This window comes from Synechocystis sp. LKSZ1, from assembly GCF_040436315.1.
GTDB lineage: Bacteria > Cyanobacteriota > Cyanobacteriia > Cyanobacteriales > Microcystaceae > Synechocystis.
The window spans coordinates 963016-980277 of sequence record NZ_AP031572.1; the positions used below are offsets into that span (position 1 = coordinate 963016).

The following is a 17262-nucleotide window of genomic DNA, read 5'->3' on the forward strand; positions in this document are numbered from 1 at the left end:
AGCTCAAGTGGCTAATTTGTCGGCGCAGAGGGGGCCTGGAGGGTGGTTTTACTGGCCAGACGGGTTCTTTTCTGATCAGCGTCAGAAAGGGTTTCCCCAGCCTGGAGGCGGGTGGCACTACTTTGCAGTACGGTAGCACCGCTCTGATCCCCCAGTTGCAGGGCCGTTTTAGCCGCGGTTTGGAGCATGGTGGCGGCCCCGGCCCGGTCGCCTTGTTTGAGCTTGGTTTCCGCGATCTGAGTCTGGCGATACTTGGCCAGGGTCAACACGGCCCTCTGGACTTGAGGGTTAGCCTGGGGTTGGTATTGGGCCTGCACGGTTAGAGTCAAGGGAATCTGGGGCGAGAGGAGGCCCGTTTGGCCCAGGGCCGGGTCATCGTAGCGAATTTGGGCCTGGCCAATAATTTGTTCCCCGGCGGGTAAAGATCCTAAGTACAAGTTAATTAACAATACCTTGGCCGGTTCCGTCATGATGTCCCCTAGTCGGATTGCTAGGCGATTACCTTCTGTTTGAAAAGCGAGGTCTACGGTTTCCGGTTCTACCTGGGCAATGGGTTTCAGTTCCGCCAGACGCACCTGGGGCATTAACTCCAGGAGGAGGTGGGCATTGGTTAGACCCACGGTCTGTACCCGCTGGAAGAGTTGGCGAAAGCTATCAACGGCCTGGCTGGGGGTTTCAATGTAAGTCAAACTACCGTTAGCAGCATCGGCAATGGCCTCTAGGACATCTTGATTCCAATGGGCCCCAAAGCCCAGGCTATGCACAGTGATGTTATACTCCGAGGCTACTTGGGCCAATTTGAGGCACCGTTCGTTATCCCCATGTTCATTTTCGCCGTCGGTGAGCAAAAACAGTTGGGAAACTCGGTCTTGTTTGCCCACCGCTGTTTCCTTGATGCCCAGTTTTAAGCCTTCATCGATGGCAGTTCCCCCAGCGGCCTGGAGGGTCTGAATAGCCTGGGCAATGCGGCGGCCATCCCGGACAGATTGGTTGGGGACTAACACCTTGGCTTCGTGGTCAAAGGCAATAATACTGAGGCAGTCCTGGCCCTGGAGCAGATCGAGCAAGCCCAGGGCCGCATCCTTAACGGTCGCTAGAGGCGTGCCTCCCATGGAACCACTGTGGTCGAGGACTAGACACAAATTGACGGGCAGATGGGAATCGCGGGCCTCGGGGATAGCGCTGACAGCCAAGTAAAGTTGGCGCTGATTGGCGTCCTGCTGGGCGGGCAGATGGACATCACTAAATTGGGGCGTGAGTTGGATTTTCATAGGGATAGATTAACGACTAGGGCAAAGATAAACGTTAACTGCATCACCAGGAGGCCGAGGTAGAGGAGGGGACGCCAATGGAAGGCAATCAGGCCTAGGCCAAGGGTTTGTAAATTTAGGATAGATCCTAGGATCAGAAAAGCGAGCAGGGCCCCGCTCCAAAACTGCTCAAGCAAGGGCCCCACAAAGGCAGCATTAAAGATTGACCCGAAGGGAAAGCAAACGGCCCAGACCATCATCACCAGGATCTGACGCACGGGGGTGGCGGCCCACTCGATCCACTCAGCCTGGGGCAGAATACTTTGAATGACGGCGGCAAGGGCCGTCATTACGACCAAAACCCCGCCCCATTCCCGAAGTTCTTGGCTGGTGTTATCCAGAAACAAGCGCCATTTTAGTGACCAATCCCAGCGGTGGACAGGGTCAAAGCTGGATTCATAGACCAAATTACCGCTCCGTTGCAGGGGATCGGTCACACTATCTTGGGCCACCAAAGAACCCGCGTATAACAAGGGCACTTTTCCCAAGGGAGTTGCCTCCGCTGTTGCGGGCGTTGGCTCTCGATAGCTACTAAAAACCAGCGCGATCACCAGGGCCAGGAACCAGGTCAGGATTAATCGGAGAAAAATTAGACGGGGTTGACTGGCCAAGGGGCCAAACATTAGATAGATCGTCACCAGATTAATGGTGGGGGCCGCCAGACCAAAGCTAATCACCAAGGGCAGAGGGGCTCCCTGAATGAGGAAACGACGCACGATCGGTAAACAGCCCAATTGGCCCACGGGCAACAGCAGGCCCAGACCACTCCCCACTAGGCTCCCCAGTAAACGATTGCGGGGGAAACGAGCCACCCAGCGATGCTCGTCGGTAAAGGCCATCAGGGCACTGGAAATGAGAACCCCCAACAGGAGGAAGGGCCAGGCCAAACTTAAATAACTTAAAAAGAGTGTTATCGGGGTGGGAAGTGCGGAAATCATAGGATTGCTATTAGGGAAACTGGCCCCCCGCAGGATTGTGGCTGTTTCTAACGTCGGGAGGGAGGGAGTGTTTTCCTGACCACACTACACCGAATTGACCCACAAACAGAAAGAGAACCAACGACTTGCCGTGTTTCGTCTTGGTTCTCCGACTGGTTCGCTCCTCACACTTGCGTCCAGTATAAAGGAAGTTTGCCGATTTGTCAGAGTAGTCGCATCATTACTTAAAATTTGCCGCCAGTTATAGCCCCTAGAATAGGAGGCAGAGAACTGCGAATCCCCTGTCATGACGACTTTTTCCGACCTTTATCTCTACGACACGACCCTCCGGGATGGGGCCCAGCGCGAAGGAATCGCCCTTTCCCTCTCCGATAAGCTCAAAATCGCCCACCAACTAGATCAACTGGGTATTCCTTTCATTGAAGGAGGATGGCCCGGCGCTAACCCCAAGGATGCTCAATTTTTTCTCCATCTCCAAGAACATCCCCTCCAGCAGGCCCAAGTTGTAGCCTTTTGTTCTACCCGTCGGCCCCATCGCCTGGCGGCCGAAGACCCCCTGCTCCAGGCCCTGCTCTCCGCCGGAACTCGCTGGGTGGCAATTTTTGGTAAGTCCTGGGATCTCCACGTCACCACGGGCCTGCAAACCAGCTTGGCGGAAAATCTGGCCATGATTGACGACACCCTCACCTATCTGCGGAGCCAGGGCCGCCAGGTGATTTACGATGCAGAACATTGGTTTGATGGTTTTAAGGCTAATCCCGACTATGCTCTGGAAACGCTGCGCACGGCCCAGGCCGCCGGGGCCGAATGGTTAGTTCTCTGCGATACTAACGGCGGTACCCTGCCCCACGAAATCCAGGCGATTACCCAAACCGTTGTCCAGGCCCTCGGTCTTCAAGCCGAGAATAGTCCCCAACTGGGTATCCATGCCCACAATGACAGCGGAACGGCCGTGGCCAACTCCCTGGCCGCCGTGATGGCCGGAGCGAGGATGATCCAGGGAACCATCAATGGCTACGGGGAACGCTGTGGTAATGCCAATCTCTGTACCCTGATTCCCAACCTCCAGTTCAAACTCGGTTTTTCCTGTCTCGGCTCGGAACAACTCTCCCAACTGACTAATACCAGTCGCCTAGTCAGCGAAATTGTCAATTTGGCCCCCGATGACCATGCTCCCTTCGTTGGCCGCTCAGCCTTTGCCCATAAGGGCGGTATCCATGTTTCTGCCGTACAACGCAATCCCCTCACCTACGAACATATTTCCCCAGCGGCCATTGGCAATGAACGACGGATTGTGGTTTCAGAACAAGCGGGCCTGAGCAATGTCCTTTCCAAGGCCCATCTCTACGGCATCGACCTGGCCAAGGAAGACCCGGCCTGTCGGCAAATTCTGAGTCAACTCAAGGCCCTGGAACAAGAAGGCTACCAGTTTGAAGCGGCGGAGGCCAGTTTTGAATTGCTATTGCGGGAGGCTCTGGGTGACCGGCCGCCCCTGTTTGATGTCCGAGGCTTTCAGGTCCACTGCGACCTGCTTCGACGTCAGGGGATTATTACCAGCCATGCCCTGGCCACGATCAAGATGACCGTGAATGGCCAGGATATTCTGGAGGTGGCGGAGGGGAATGGCCCGGTTTCGGCCCTGGATAACGCCCTCCGTAAAGCCCTGATTAATTTCTATCCCCAAATTGCCGATTTCCACCTCACTGACTACAAAGTCAGAATTCTAGACAGCACCGCCGGAACCTCTGCCAAAACGCGGGTTTTAGTAGAATCCAGTAACGGGGAACGACGATGGACAACGGTCGGAGTCTCAGGCAATATCCTCGAGGCCTCCTACCAGGCCGTGGTAGAAGGCATTGAGTATGGTCTGCGCCTTGTTACCTGCGGCATCCTCAGTCCTGTTAGCATTGCCTAGAAGCCCAGTTGTTGATAAGGTTGAGCAGTGCCACAGCCTCTGCTCGGCAGAGATAGCCAGCGTTAACAACATCCAGGTACCCTGACCACCCAGTAGTGGGTAATGGGTGACATTAGCTAAAGTAATCAAAAACAAGAGGTTTCCCATGGGAGCTTGGGCCGAAGATGCATTCGGTAATGATGCAGCATGTGATTGGGCTGGAGATTTTTCGGAGAACCCAAGCTTGGATGCTGTGAGGGAAGCAATAGACCGTGTATTGGAAGCCAACGATTACCTGGAATCTGATACAGCCAGCGAATGTTTAGTTGCTTGCGAAGTATTGGCTCGACTAAAGGGCCAATGGGGATTGAAAAATGCTTACTCAGAGGCAATCGATCAATGGGTTGAATCTGTCAATATTGTTCCACCACCAGACCTGATTACTTTAGCGACAAAGGCAATTGCCAGAATATTGGGTGACAATTCGGAACTGCAAGCGCTTTGGGATGAGGATGGAAAAAATGAAAAATGGCATCTGGAAATGGACAATTTACTACGGCGAGTCAGCCGTTAGTACGTCATTCAAACACAAGTTCTGACGTGGTGGCGTCAAAAGTTATTTTGACCCGTGGGCAAGAAGAAATTGAACAAGCCGAGGTCGATATCCTGAATCGCTTAGCGATTAGGTGGAGACGATATCAATCACGCCCAATATTGGTAGAAGCCTTGCTATAGAGATCCGGGGCCTGGGAGTCGATGTTCAATGCCGATAGACTGGGAACGTTCAATTGGCTGAGGCGAGTATTTTGGTAGTAGTGGGCCAGGATTTGACTGTAGGCCACTCCCTGTTGCGCTAGACCGTAGGCCCCCCATTGACTCAAGCCGATGCCATGACCCGACCCCCAACCCAAGAGGGAGAAACTGCCATTGACCTGGGTAACGTCAAAACGAGTACTCCGCAGTTTTAGCACTTCCCGGACTTTTGCTCCACTCAGATTTTTACTACCTTGACTGCCAATAATCCGTAAAGTAATGACACGTCCCTGGGGAGTGCGTTGGAGCGGCTGGAGAGATTGGATCGTACCCACCCCTCCAAACTGCTGGCTTAATTCACTGGGAGTAAAGCTTCGATTCCATTGAAATACGGGGGAAGCCTGGTCATAATCTACCACTCCCCGCAGGTAGGGCAAGGGAGACATCCAAACATCCTCCACATTTTCTGTATGGCCTCCAGAGGCGGCATGGAAGGCAGCCAAAATCACCTTGCCTTGGTAGGTCATCACCTGGCCCTCGGTCTGCTGTACCGCCTCTACTGTACTCACATACTCATTATTCAGGCCTTTATAAACTTGGGTGGCTGTAGTCGTGTCCAAGTCAAAGAAGCGATTACCCCCTTTTTTACTTTGGTAGATGGCGTAGGTACGGGCCGCCACGGCCTGGGCCTTAAGCGCCTCTAAGGGCCAGGTAGGAATCGCTTCTGAACCCACCACGCTGTAAAGATATTCTTCAATATTGACTACATTGACCGCCGTGACGCCGTCACCTTGGCGTAGCAGACGGACTTTGCCGTGGTACCAACGGTCGCCAATCCAAACAACGCCACTGCCACTGGGTTCAATCACTAGTTGCGAGGCCCGCCAATTCCCTAAACTGACTTGATTGCCTTGAACCGTCGCATTGAGAGGCACCAAGGCCTCTAGATTGCCCAACACGCGGCCCCCGGCATCTTTAACTACGCCAGCCGTAGAACTCCCCACTTGGATCGTGTTGGCCCCCTTACGGATGGCAACCCGCAGGTCTAGGGCCTGGGCGGAAGATTCGGTGCTGACGGCTCCAACACTGGCTATTCCGATGGCCAATGCCAACCATCGCCATGATTGCAGTAATTGACGGAGGGAAGCCACAGAACGGAGCAGGCCAAGGGAGGGAGTCATCATTTTAGTTTCCTCACACACAACACGACACGATTCTACCCCAGGTTAAGCGACAGATTTTACCTTTGCCAAGGATGAAATAACAGGAGACTAGCTTTCTAGTGAGGGAGTTTCTTCTGGGTAGGCCCCGATCTCACTGCATACTTCGTAAAAGTCGGTGACGGGCGGCTGGGAAAAGAGGGGGGCCATTTGCTCAAGGATGGCCTGGGCGATTTCGCTTTGATTGGCCTCCATATCTTCAATTTTTTCCCACATAATTACGGCAATGCCCTCATCACTATTGGGTTTTTGTAAAAGAAAGGCTCCTTTAAAACCCTGTTTATAGGTAGAAACGGCCTTTTCGTAGAGGCGTTGGGCTTCAGCAAAGCGGCCGGGCTTAAATTCCCCAATGGCCACGTAGGCATATTTATGTTGTAGGCAATCCAGAAACTCGGCGGACATGGGTCAACTCCTTGCGGGACGAAAGTCACAAACTAATTAACTTATACTTCCGTCCACTAGGGCCGAGCAAGGGGGCCAAGGATTTTCCTCGCCCTAGGCCTTGAGGACACTACGTTCGTTAAACACCCGAATCAGCGTTCCTTCCTTGGGCAAATCGGCCGGCCGCAGGGCCCACTGGTTGCCCTTGAGAAAACCGACATTCATGCCCTTGACCAACTCCAGGAAACTGGTGATGGGGGCCAGGTCACAGGTGGTTTTATCCGCTGCCACGGTGGCGTACTGAGTTGGAATCATCACTCGCGGATTCAGGGCCAGCATGGCCGCCTTGGCTTCTTCAGGAGTATAGCTTTTGGCACTCCCACCGACTGGCATCAGGGCCAAATCCGGGGTACCCAACAAAATTTTCTGTTCCTCTCCCACGGGAGCCGCCGCGCCCCCCATATGGACAATACGAATACCGCCCTGAGTCCAGCGCCAAGCAATATTCAGCCCAAACCGTCGGCCCCCAACCCGGTCGTGGGGGGAGGCAATGCCTTGGATTTTTAGCCCATTAATTTCATAGACCCCCGGCTCAAACAAGATTTTGGGGTTGCCCGGCAGGCCCTCCGCCGCGCCTTCATCCCACAGTTGGGAACTAATCAGCACCAGATCCGCCTGAACCTTGGGTAAACGATAGCCTGCGGTACAGCCAACAGCCCGAAAAGGATTGACTAGAATTTTCAGACCGCCCCCTGTGAACAGAAACGCACTATGGCCCAGCCACTCAATACTCAGACCACTACCCGCAGACTGGGCCTGGAGGGGGTGCAACGCTGAAAGGGACTGGGAACCAAGGGTCGCAAGCAGACCGGCCCCAGTGTAGTGGATAAGCTGTCGGCGTTTCATAGACAAAAAGCGTAGTGGATACTGCTTGTGATAATACCAGTAGAATTCCCTGGCCTGGCGATTCTAGGCCAGGCCCTGCCAGTATTGGTAGGCGGCATAGGAGAGAGTTAGTACGCCAGTGACAATAGCTTTTTCATCCGCCTCGAATTGGGGATGGTGCAAGGGATGGTTGGCCCGCTCGCTAAAGCCCACCCCCAGGCGAAACATGGCGCCGGGGGCCTGTTCGAGATAGAGGGAAAAATCCTCGGCCCCAAGAGACGGTTCGGTAATAATTTGTACCCGTTCACTGCCCAGGGCCTCACGACTGGTTTCCTCCAATAACTTGGTCAATTGGGAGTCATTCTGCACCGAGGGAACGCCCCGCCGATAGTTCACTTCATACTTCGCGCCGTAGGTACGACAAACATGGCCGACAATGCCCTCAATCCAATCGGGGAGGTTGGCGTGGGTTTCGGGGTGCAGGGAACGAACGGTACCGGCCATGCGCACTTGGTCTGCAATCACATTGGGGGCCCGACCGCCACTGATCTGGCCAATGGTCAAGACAATGGGCCGGAGGGGATTTTGAGTACGGCTAATGGCCTGTTGGAGAGAGGTCACCACCTGAGAGGCAATCCAAATAGCATCAATGGCCTCGTGGGGCCTGGCTCCATGGCCCGATTCCCCCTGGATAAAAATTTCTAAGTCATCGGCGGCAGCTGTTAAAGCCCCGTAGCGGATACCCACGGTTTGGGCTGGAATAGATGGAAAAACATGAACCCCCAGGATATGATTCACGCCTCCCATGGCTCCGTCCTGAATCATCCAACTGGCCCCCTGGGCAATTTCTTCTGCTGGTTGAAACAAAAAACGGAGATTCCCTGGCAAGGGTTCAGACAGTTGGGATAACACCATTGCCGTTCCCAGGCCCAGAGTCGTGTGGATATCATGGCCGCAGGCGTGCATAATGCCGGGATGACGGGAGGCAAACTCTAGATGGGTACCTTCGGTAATGGGCAGAGCATCCATGTCGGTACGAATCGCTAAACAGCGGCTATCTTGGCCTTGGCCCTTGAGATCACCAACGACTCCCGTCTTGCCGACGGATTCCTGAACCTGCAGGCCACAGGATGACAAAACCCCCGCGACATAGGCCGCCGTTTGATATTCCTGGCCACTCAGTTCGGGATGGGCATGGAGGTGGCGACGAATTTCAATCAGTCGGGGGGCCAAATTTTCAACCAGGGCTTTGATCTCAGTCAGCATGGTGATGATGGGGCAGGAAAATGACTAAACCTGTATCCTAACCTAGGATTCCCGATGGCTCCTACCTTGGTTTCTACCCTGGACTGACTCTTCCTTAAATTTCCGCCACGGCCCGCTCAATCAGGCGATGGGCCAAGGTCTGAATGCCCGTATGTTCGTAGTAGTTGGTGGACATATCAATAAAGGCTGCGAGGTAATCCAGCTTATCCTCGGAGACTTCCATAAAACCCCGCAGTTGGCCCAGTAATTTTTGGGGCGTTAGATCCCGTTGGGCCACAAAATTCGTCATCCATCCTTTGACGGAATCAACGCTTTGGCCAATGAATTCTAATTGGCCGGCCACGCCTTGGCCAGGAATGAGGGGTTTGATTTTACTAAAGGTGCTGTTTTGTTCCAATTCCTTCGGTGATACCTGCTCGATAAAGTCCAGGGCCTTGAGGGCAAAATCGGGGCCGAGGGGAATCAGACCGTCCAAACAGACCAAAGCGGTCATCCGCATCAGGGATTCACCACTGTAATCCGCTAAAGAGGCGACAAAATCCCCAATGCTGTCTCCAGGAATGCCATTGATTTGACAAAAGGCAACCAGTTCCGCCACTAATTTAATCGACAGGTCGAGGGCCTGGGCTTTTTCCGGATTCGGGGTAATTTTATTCAAAAAACCCAGGAAAGAGACTTTTTCGCCCACTTTATTAGCCAGGGCGGCGGCCCCCAAGGCGCTGTCGGTGGCATCAACGGTTTGATAGAGCCAGAGGGCATTTTGGTAGCCTTGGGACTTGTCATTAAAGAGCCAGACGGCTCGGTCGCCAATTTGTTGAATTAGGCCCTGATCCGTTTCCCCCGTCACCTTGCGAATAGTTGCTTCAAACCCCACCGTATTTTCCCACTGGCCGGGGATGACAAAATCTAGCGCATTTAAAACCATGACCGTCAGGCCCCCCTGGGGCAACTGGTCAACTAATTCGTAGATAGACTTACTCACAATCAAGACTCCTAAAGATTGAATATGATTAATGCTGGATTGACGAAGCGGGTTCTCAAGCTATTGCAAAGCCGCAAGGCCCGCCAGATTAAACTTTTCTAGCCATTGTTTGCGGTCTTGGGCCGTAAAGCTAGCATCCCGGGAGAGTACCTTAACCTGATAACGACCCTCCACCAATAGGGCCGTGGCCATACTTCCCTGTTGAACGGCGGGATAACCGGCAATGGTCAGGGAACTGGTTTGAAATTTTTGGACGGCGGCGGGATTATTCAACACATCTGAAATCGCCAGAACCGCCACCTCCTTCCCGGCCCGCTTAAGCTTAGCTTCTGCAAAACCTTGTTTTTCCTGGGTGTAAATCCGTTTGTAATCTCCTTCGACCGGGGGAAAGAAAGCATTAAACTTAGCGCCTTGGCTGGACTCTTTGACGACCGCTGTGGCTCCCCGCTGGGTACTTTCTTGCTGGGCCTGTTCAAAACGAGAAGGGGGCTGGGGGGTACAAGCTGAGAGACTGACCCAGAGCACAAAAGGAACAAGGGCCAAGGTCAGTAATTTTTGAAATTTTTTAAGCATTGAACCTCCGCGAAACGCAAAACTGTGTTCAGTGTAGCTAATTTGGCCAGAAGCTTTGCATTCCTTCACAACGGCAAGGCCCTTGACAAAATAAAATGGTGATTTATACTTAAGTCAGGTGTGAGGAAAAGTTTTAGGTAAGCGCCCAGAGTCGAAACACGGAAAGACGTCTGGGCGTTTTCGCGTGCGGGGATAAGGTTAAAAACTACGACGGCAATTCTAAAGCCACGTCTAACTGAGTCAAAAGGGCCTGGCCGGTAGAACTCAGGGCCAGGGGCCGCCGACTTCGATCAAAGAGTAGGGAACCAACCTGAAGCGATTTTTCGGTGTGATTAAAAATGTAGGCTTGGGCCCGCTGGTCAATGGTCTCGGCAATGGCCTGATAAAGGGGTGTTGCCCACGTTTGGCCGTCGCTCTGTTCCCAGGTTCGGAGTTGTTGCAGGGCCGCCTCTGTCGTGCTAGAAGCCAGCAACGTTTGCAGATAGGACGTGGCCAGACCCAGTTTGGCCGCCTGGGCCGTCAAGATTTCCAGCCGGGCATCCGCCAGATGGTGGTGGGTATGGAAAATTCCCCCAGCGACTTTAATGAGTTTGCCATGGTAGCCGAGCAGTAAGAGTTGGGACACCCCCTCTAGAGCTGCTGTGACCAAAAGTGGCCCCAACCAGTTGGCCGTTTTAACCAGGTAACGAGACGCAATGCCCCACTCTTGGGCCAAAGCCAAGCCATTTTCCCCCAAACAAAAAACCAGAAGAGAACTTTCCCTGGCTTTACGAGCTAGATCCGCTTGAAAGGCCGTTAGTTGTTCCGGAGCGCTCAGGGCCTGGGCAATGCCACTGGTTCCCAAAAGAGAAAGGCCCTCAACAATGCCAAAGGCCGCATTAGACGTTCGCTCCGCCAAGGCCCGGCCCTCCGGCAGAATAATTTCCACCGTGAGGGTCTGGCCCACTTGATACCAGGGGGCTAGGTTGGTCTGGAAGAGCATCTGGGCATAGCGATAGATGGCCGCCTGCTCCGGTTTTTCCTGATGTTTCCCAATACCTTCGCCGCCGAGGAGTCGTAGGGGTTCTTCCCCTGGCCCAATGCTGACCTTGGCCCAAACAGGGGTATGGCGAGTCAGGTCAAGATTATCGCCGGGGTCACTGCGAGTAATGGCCAGGGCCGAAGATTCATCCAGGCAGGCCCCCTGTTCGATGGCAACGGTAGCCCGCTGATTTGGGGTGACTAAATCCAGCTCTACTGAATCTGGACAGCGACGGTCGCGCCAGCACTGCAAAGCCGCCAGGGCCGACGCACAGGCAAAGACGGGCAGGGTATAGCCTGAACGGGGAGCGGTCATTCTAGGCTTCTGGACTGGTTGTCTCGAGTTCTGCAATGGGTTCGCTATTGCCAAAGGCGATGCGCAGGAAGGGAGGGGCAAGGAAAGTCGTCAGAATCACCATAATGATGATGGAAACCTCCAGGGGTTTACTCAATACCCCACTGGCCGACCCAATCCCCGCAAAGACCAGGCCTACTTCCCCTCGGGGAATCATGCCTACACCGATGGCGGCCCGATTAATTGCGGGAATACCAAAGACCGTCCAGCCCGTCACTAATTTACCCGCGATGGCAACCACGATCAGGAAGATGGCAATCAGTAGACCAGCCCGGTTGTCCGGTACCGTTGGATTCAAAACCGTTAAGTCCGCCCGGGCCCCGACGGTCACAAAGAAAATTGGTACCAGAATATCAGCGACGGGCTTGATCAGTTCATCCAATTGTTCCCGAGCGTCGGTTTCATCGAGCACCAAGCCCGCGGCAAAGGCCCCTAGAATGGCTTCCAGGTGAATCGCGTTACCGATAAAGGCCATGACAAAGGCAAAAATAAAGGCCGGAATGATAATGTTGCCTCGGGTTTCTAGTTTCTCCACCACCGCTACAAAGGCCTTGTTAAAGAAGCCTCCTAGGAGAATAGCCCCAATCAGGAAAGCCGTGGCTCCAACGATCAAATAGACCACATTGAGGACATCGATTTCTCCCGTTTTGGCCAAGCTAGCGACGACCGCTAGAACGATAATCCCCAAAACATCATCAATAACCGCGGCTCCGACAATAATTTGGCCCTCCTTTGACTTCAGTTGTCCCAGTTCCGACAACACCTTGGAGGTAATGCCAATGCTCGTCGCGGTCAGGGCCGCCCCCGCAAAAATGGCCGGAATTGCCGCCACATGGAAAATCGTCATCAAACCGACGGTACCCGCCGCGAAGGGGACAGCGACCCCCACACAGGCCACCACCACTGCTTGAATACCGACTGCTTTGAGTTGTCGTAAATCCGATTCCAGGCCGATTTCAAAGAGTAGAATAATCACCCCTAGCTCAGCCAGTACGGAAATCACCTCACTCTGGGAAGCAAAAATACTGGTGACGGCTTCTGGGGTCAAGGCATTGAGGTTTTGCAGGACGGTCATCAACAGGGAATCCGCCGCTGTCAGGCCCCCTTCCGGGAAGATAATCAAGTGCAGGGCCGAAACGCCAACGATCACCCCTGCCACCAATTCCCCTAGCACTGGAGGAAAATCAAGACGCTTGGCTAGTTCAGAGCCGAGCTTACTGGCCAAATAAATGACGACTAAACTCAGCAGAACACCGCTGAGAATCACGGGGCCATTTTCCGCTTCCGTCGTGGCCAACAGGGGAAAAGAAGAAGGAAAAAAGAACCCGACAGAATTCAAAACATTCATAAATTTGCAGATAGGCTTGTGGGTCTGGATTTAAACTAACAGTGAACTCGGTCAAGGAAACCAGAAACAGTTAGCAGTGGACAGTAGAGAAAAGCTAGCCCACCGCTTATCCTAGTCACCGGCAATTGCCGGGGTTGTCTTATTTAGGCTGGGATAGACTGGTTCTGGACTGAGTAACGGACGCCCAAAAACTGAGCCATGACCCCGGCTTTTTGGGTTTACGTTGTCTAGATTCCACAGCCCTCCGGTCCACAGAAACTCTCCCCGTACAGAACCTCCGCGTCACAGAGATAGATCATGCCCGCATAATCGGTGAAAAACTCCCGTGCGACCCGATTCGCAATATTCTGGGCCATAAGCCGATCGGGGGTAAGTACCTCAAACTTGATATTCGCCGTGGTGTCAGAAACGCTGGGTTGTCCCGACGAGCGCACGTTGCGACTGCCTTTACCGCCAGTTTCTAGAACCGTATAACCGCTCGCCCCAGATTCTTCGATGATCTTGGCGATTTTTTTCAGTAAAATCTTTTCTGTAACGATGACAAGCTTTTTGGCTGGTTTGGCCATGTTGATTATCTCCTTAAATACGTACATGTATCTGCTTGGTCTGCCTGGTCAAGGGAGCGCCGACAGACCACAACCCGTCCGAGATTAGTTGCCGCTGAGCGCCTGGGCAAGACCAAGGAAAAACGGTATACATAAGCCGATTGCCACGGGTGTACCGATAGCAGTGGATGCACCAATATAGGCGGAGGGATTAGCCGAAGGGATACCAGCCCGCAAGGTAGGCGGCCCTGAGATGTCTGAACTAGATGAAGCAATAACGGCCAAGATGACAACACCGCCCCAGCTGAATCCCGTTGCGTAGTGGGCAATCATACCGAGACCGAAGGCAATGAGACCATGCACGAACGGTGCGATAACACTATAGACAACGTACCACTGGGCTACCTTCCGCAGTTCACCAATGCGAGACCAAGCCTCCATCCCCATGACCAGCATCAAGATCGAGAGCAAGCCACGAAAGAGGGGATCGTAGAAACTTTTATAGACAGTTTCCGGCTGGGCAAATATGCCCAGAGCGAGGCCTAACAACATGGCCGATAGGGCCGGCCCCCGGAGGCTTTCCTCAATAATGGGCCAGATCTTGACCCGATTATCCGTAGGCTGCTGCTGGCTGAGATACTCCTGCCGACTGCCGGGATAATCCTGCTGATCGGAATAATCCCCTGCCGCCACAGGCTGCTTGTTAAAGGACTCACTAGAGTAGGCCAATTCTTTACGCTTCTTCTTATTGAGATAAATGTTGGCGACAACAATGGCCGTTACCAGCGCCGGAATATCCATGAAAGGATAGAGTGCACCGGCCCAGGCTTCAAAGGGAATTTTTTCTTCTTCCAGTAACGTCAGACCAGCAGCCATGGTGGAGCCACTCACTGCACCAAACAACCCTCCAGTGGCGATCGCATCGACGACTTTAACCTTTGGCAGTTTGGCCAAGGTGTAGCGCGCGATGAAGACCACAAGAATCCCCACGATTACAGCAAAGATCATGGGTAACACCATCTCCGTCAGGTTGGAATTGCGGATGGCAATCCCACCGGTCAGACCGATTTTGGTGAGCAGCATGAAGACGATGATCGTACAAATTGACTCGGGAATGACCAATTCACTACCCAGAGCAGCAATGATCATCCCACCAATCAAAAAGGCCAGTGTTGGCGACTGTAACTGCTTAACAAAGTCCATTAAAAACAAGGACAAAAAGTCCATGAATTCCTCCTCCTCCTCTAATGAGGATTGTTGAAACAAACGAGCTATATGAGCTTTAAAGATTTACAGAGAATAAGCGTAATGTGCTTCTTCCCTGCAACACAGGCGCAGAATGAGAGCCTGTATACAAGGCTTATGGTTAGGAGTTACCATGGGGAACCCTATCAAAAGCAAAAGAACCTAAACGGAAAGTGTAAAGTGAGGCAATAAAGCATCCTCTAGATATCAGTATTTTTCATCGCTACTATTGAAGAAAAATATCTAAAAAGACTCCTCTCCAAGGTTTTTAAAGTTATCCTGGTTATGAAAGCCAGCTTACTTTGCCGGTATCGAGGTCATAGAAAGAACCCACGACTTTGAGTTGGTTTTTAGTGACCAATTCACCAATCACCGGAGATTGGTTAAGGCGAGCCACCTGGGCCAGGACATTGGTTTTAATGGCTTGATCAAGCCGAGCCGGATCCGTTTTTGAACCAGTGATAGAGCCTGTCTCAATACTTTGGATCAAACTGCCAATTTGGCCGGGCAATTCCCCCCCGGTAAGAGCGGCCTTAACCGCACCGCATCCCCCGTGGCCCATTACCACCAAGACCTTAGCCCCCAAAACCAGTGTGCCGAATTCGAGACTGCCAATCTCCTCCGACGTCGCAATATTGCCCGCCACCCGACAGACAAAAATATCTCCCAGGCCTTGGTCAAAAACGATCTCTACTGGGACACGGGAATCCGCACAACCCAGTACTGCTGCAAAGGGATTTTGCCCCTTGGCAACTTCCAGTAATCGCTCTCGGTTTTGATGACGGTTAGTTCGTTTTTCGGTTACAAAACGTTCATTACCCGCCATTAGTTTTGTTAGAGCTTCCTTCGGTGTTAGGGGCGAGCCCTGGGCATGGGCCACCAGGGGAGAACGGGGATTTCCCCCCAGAACCGTTGCCATAAGACTGGTACCGACCAGCCCACCACCGTACTGGAGGAGACGACGGCGACTGAAAGAAGAATGCGTCGGAAGATTGGACATGGTGTTCTCTTAGAAATGCTTGTAGGGTTTGTCCCCATTGCCCGACAAAAATCTTGATTAGGACGTTTGCCAGTGTTTTGAGGTTTCCTCAGCATACTTAAGGGAGGTTGCCATAGAAAGCAAGGCCCTGGATTAAACCCAGATCCTTAAACCCGTCTTTTTCCTCCGGTTTAGCCACTCCCCCGGAAAAACCGGTGATCGGCGGGAAATTGCGAGTAACAATTTCTTTATGCCATCGAGTGAAATCTATCGCGTGAGATAAATCATAGACTTAAACAAATCATTTTGCAAATACCATCTACTGGATTCCATATAAAAATTTTTAATCATTCATAAAAGCCTTGCTTTTTGGCAGGTTGGAACGGAGTCAAGAAGATCCCCACGCCCCCGAGGCATAATGCAAGGAAGATTGTTTGCGTAAAGACCATGGCCATCAAGCGGACGGGAAAATCAGGGGAAAAAAATGTTGGAGACACGGCACGGCCGGACTTGCTCACGCCCCAGATCACAGCGGCGGAGGCCCCCAATCCCGAGGGCAACGAAGAAGGGTTACGCCCCAAAACCCTGCAAGACTACATCGGTCAAAGTAGCCTCAAGGCAGTACTAGGCATTGCCATTGCTGCCGCTAAAAATCGCCAGGAGGCCATGGATCATTTGTTGTTGTATGGGCCACCAGGATTAGGAAAAACCACCCTTGCCTTGATTTTGGCCCAGGAAATGGGAGTCAGTTGCAAAATTACAGCGGCCCCGGCCCTGGAACGGCCCCGAGATATCACGGGCCTCCTGATCGGCCTACAACCCGGTGATATCCTCTTTATTGATGAAATTCACCGCCTCAATCGCCTGACGGAAGAATTGCTCTACCCGGCCATGGAGGACTATCGCCTGGACATCACTATGGGGAAAGGCAATAGTGCCAAAATTCGCAGTTTACCCTTGCCCCGTTTTACTCTAATCGGCGCCACCACCAAGGTCGGGGCCCTAACCTCCCCCCTCCGCGACCGCTTTGGCCTAATCCAGCGCCTCCAGTTCTACGACCTCGATGAGTTGCAACAGATTATTCTGCGGACGGCCCAACTCCTGAAGACGGCCATTACTCCCAACGGGGCCAGGGCCATTGCCAGCCGTTCACGAGGCACGCCCCGCATTGCCAACCGCCTGCTCAAGCGGGTGCGGGACTACGCTCAGGTCAAGCAACAAACCGAGATCGGCGCTGAATTGGCCGCTGAGGCATTAGATGTGTACCAAGTCGATCAACAGGGCCTGGATTGGACGGATCGCCTAGTACTCCAAACCTTGATTGATCAATTTCAGGGAGGCCCTGCCGGGCTAGAGGCCCTGGCCGCTGCCACTGGGGAGGATAGTAGAACCATTGAAGAGGTCTATGAACCCTACCTGCTACAAATTGGCTACTTGAGCCGGACACCTCGGGGTCGGATTGCGACACGAGCGGCCTACGAACACTTAGGCCTAGTGGCCCCCCAAAGAATGGAACAGTTACCCCTCTTTGAGACCGACCTGGGGTAGATCATCGCCAGGGCCAGAAA

Annotated in this window: 16 protein-coding genes; 3 read left to right on the plus strand and 13 right to left on the minus strand. The window is 53.1% G+C overall.

What is annotated here, in order from left to right:
• Positions 1-11: 11 nt before the first annotated feature.
• The gene (locus tag ABXS88_RS04615; protein WP_353674008.1) at positions 12-1271 is read right to left on the minus strand and encodes a VWA domain-containing protein; all 1260 of its coding nucleotides are present in this window, start codon (positions 1269-1271) and stop codon (positions 12-14) included.
• On the minus strand, positions 1268-2248 hold the full coding sequence (locus ABXS88_RS04620) for a permease (RefSeq protein ID WP_353674009.1): 981 nt from the start codon (positions 2246-2248) through the stop codon (positions 1268-1270). Before ABXS88_RS04620 ends, ABXS88_RS04615 begins: the two co-directional genes overlap by 4 nt.
• Positions 2249-2534: 286 nt before the next feature.
• Between ABXS88_RS04620 and cimA the strand changes: the two genes are divergently transcribed.
• Both cimA and ABXS88_RS04630 read left to right on the plus strand, forming a co-directional pair.
• Positions 2535-4163: a citramalate synthase gene (cimA, locus tag ABXS88_RS04625; RefSeq protein ID WP_353674010.1), complete on the plus strand. Its 1629-nt coding sequence runs from the start codon at positions 2535-2537 to the stop codon at positions 4161-4163.
• Positions 4164-4308: 145 nt separating this feature from the next.
• Positions 4309-4716 (plus strand): DUF4259 domain-containing protein, encoded by a 408-nt coding sequence (locus ABXS88_RS04630; RefSeq protein ID WP_353674011.1) that lies wholly within the window; start codon positions 4309-4311, stop codon positions 4714-4716.
• A 124-nt stretch (positions 4717-4840) separates the two neighbouring features.
• On the opposite strand, the gene ABXS88_RS04635 is transcribed toward ABXS88_RS04630, so the two are convergent.
• From ABXS88_RS04635 to ABXS88_RS04685, 11 genes are all read right to left on the minus strand, one after another.
• The gene (locus ABXS88_RS04635; RefSeq protein ID WP_353674012.1) at positions 4841-6079 is read right to left on the minus strand and encodes a SpoIID/LytB domain-containing protein; all 1239 of its coding nucleotides are present in this window, start codon (positions 6077-6079) and stop codon (positions 4841-4843) included.
• Positions 6080-6166: 87 nt separating this feature from the next.
• Complete coding sequence (locus ABXS88_RS04640) at positions 6167-6517, minus strand: antibiotic biosynthesis monooxygenase (RefSeq protein WP_353674013.1); 351 nt, start codon at positions 6515-6517, stop codon at positions 6167-6169.
• A 93-nt stretch (positions 6518-6610) separates the two neighbouring features.
• Positions 6611-7402 (minus strand): MBL fold metallo-hydrolase, encoded by a 792-nt coding sequence (locus tag ABXS88_RS04645; protein WP_353674014.1) that lies wholly within the window; start codon positions 7400-7402, stop codon positions 6611-6613.
• Between the two features lie 63 nt (positions 7403-7465).
• Complete coding sequence (locus ABXS88_RS04650) at positions 7466-8647, minus strand: M20 family metallopeptidase (RefSeq protein WP_353674015.1); 1182 nt, start codon at positions 8645-8647, stop codon at positions 7466-7468.
• A gap of 94 nt (positions 8648-8741) precedes the next feature.
• Entirely contained in the window at positions 8742-9629 is an 888-nt protein-coding gene (locus ABXS88_RS04655) for a hypothetical protein (protein WP_353674016.1), read from the minus strand.
• 60 nt (positions 9630-9689) lie between these two features.
• Entirely contained in the window at positions 9690-10202 is a 513-nt protein-coding gene (locus ABXS88_RS04660) for a hypothetical protein (protein ID WP_353674017.1), read from the minus strand.
• A gap of 205 nt (positions 10203-10407) precedes the next feature.
• Positions 10408-11538 (minus strand): cobalt-precorrin-5B (C(1))-methyltransferase CbiD, encoded by a 1131-nt coding sequence (gene cbiD / locus ABXS88_RS04665; RefSeq protein ID WP_353674018.1) that lies wholly within the window; start codon positions 11536-11538, stop codon positions 10408-10410.
• A 1-nt stretch (position 11539) separates the two neighbouring features.
• The gene (locus tag ABXS88_RS04670; RefSeq protein ID WP_353674019.1) at positions 11540-12925 is read right to left on the minus strand and encodes a cation:proton antiporter; all 1386 of its coding nucleotides are present in this window, start codon (positions 12923-12925) and stop codon (positions 11540-11542) included.
• A gap of 227 nt (positions 12926-13152) precedes the next feature.
• Positions 13153-13491, minus strand: coding sequence for a hypothetical protein (locus ABXS88_RS04675; RefSeq protein WP_353674020.1), 339 nt, complete (start codon positions 13489-13491; stop codon positions 13153-13155).
• A gap of 84 nt (positions 13492-13575) precedes the next feature.
• Positions 13576-14697 (minus strand): sodium-dependent bicarbonate transport family permease, encoded by a 1122-nt coding sequence (locus ABXS88_RS04680; RefSeq protein WP_353674021.1) that lies wholly within the window; start codon positions 14695-14697, stop codon positions 13576-13578.
• A gap of 301 nt (positions 14698-14998) precedes the next feature.
• Positions 14999-15715: a carbonic anhydrase gene (locus ABXS88_RS04685; RefSeq protein WP_353674022.1), complete on the minus strand. Its 717-nt coding sequence runs from the start codon at positions 15713-15715 to the stop codon at positions 14999-15001.
• Between the two features lie 426 nt (positions 15716-16141).
• Here ABXS88_RS04685 and ruvB point away from each other — a divergent pair, with 426 nt between their 5' ends.
• Entirely contained in the window at positions 16142-17242 is a 1101-nt protein-coding gene (gene ruvB, locus ABXS88_RS04690; RefSeq protein ID WP_353674023.1) for a Holliday junction branch migration DNA helicase RuvB, read from the plus strand.
• Positions 17243-17262 lie beyond the last annotated feature (20 nt).

Excerpts from the sequence above, each read along its gene's own strand:
- ABXS88_RS04660 (WP_353674017.1), bottom strand. The coding sequence starts at position 10,202 with ATGCTTAAAAAATTTCAAAAATTACTGACCTTGGCCCTTGTTCCTTTT.
- ABXS88_RS04650 (WP_353674015.1), bottom strand. The coding sequence starts at position 8,647 with ATGCTGACTGAGATCAAAGCCCTGGTTGAAAATTTGGCCCCCCGACTG.
- ABXS88_RS04680 (WP_353674021.1), bottom strand. The coding sequence starts at position 14,697 with ATGGACTTTTTGTCCTTGTTTTTAATGGACTTTGTTAAGCAGTTACAG.
- ABXS88_RS04640 (WP_353674013.1), bottom strand. The coding sequence starts at position 6,517 with ATGTCCGCCGAGTTTCTGGATTGCCTACAACATAAATATGCCTACGTG.
- ABXS88_RS04630 (WP_353674011.1), top strand. The coding sequence starts at position 4,309 with ATGGGAGCTTGGGCCGAAGATGCATTCGGTAATGATGCAGCATGTGAT.
- ABXS88_RS04670 (WP_353674019.1), bottom strand. The coding sequence starts at position 12,925 with ATGAATGTTTTGAATTCTGTCGGGTTCTTTTTTCCTTCTTCTTTTCCC.
- cbiD (WP_353674018.1), bottom strand. The coding sequence starts at position 11,538 with ATGACCGCTCCCCGTTCAGGCTATACCCTGCCCGTCTTTGCCTGTGCG.
- ABXS88_RS04645 (WP_353674014.1), bottom strand. The coding sequence starts at position 7,402 with ATGAAACGCCGACAGCTTATCCACTACACTGGGGCCGGTCTGCTTGCG.
- ABXS88_RS04685 (WP_353674022.1), bottom strand. The coding sequence starts at position 15,715 with ATGTCCAATCTTCCGACGCATTCTTCTTTCAGTCGCCGTCGTCTCCTC.
- ABXS88_RS04615 (WP_353674008.1), bottom strand. The coding sequence starts at position 1,271 with ATGAAAATCCAACTCACGCCCCAATTTAGTGATGTCCATCTGCCCGCC.
- ruvB (WP_353674023.1), top strand. The coding sequence starts at position 16,142 with ATGGCCATCAAGCGGACGGGAAAATCAGGGGAAAAAAATGTTGGAGAC.
- ABXS88_RS04675 (WP_353674020.1), bottom strand. The coding sequence starts at position 13,491 with ATGGCCAAACCAGCCAAAAAGCTTGTCATCGTTACAGAAAAGATTTTA.
- ABXS88_RS04620 (WP_353674009.1), bottom strand. The coding sequence starts at position 2,248 with ATGATTTCCGCACTTCCCACCCCGATAACACTCTTTTTAAGTTATTTA.
- cimA (WP_353674010.1), top strand. The coding sequence starts at position 2,535 with ATGACGACTTTTTCCGACCTTTATCTCTACGACACGACCCTCCGGGAT.
- ABXS88_RS04635 (WP_353674012.1), bottom strand. The coding sequence starts at position 6,079 with ATGATGACTCCCTCCCTTGGCCTGCTCCGTTCTGTGGCTTCCCTCCGT.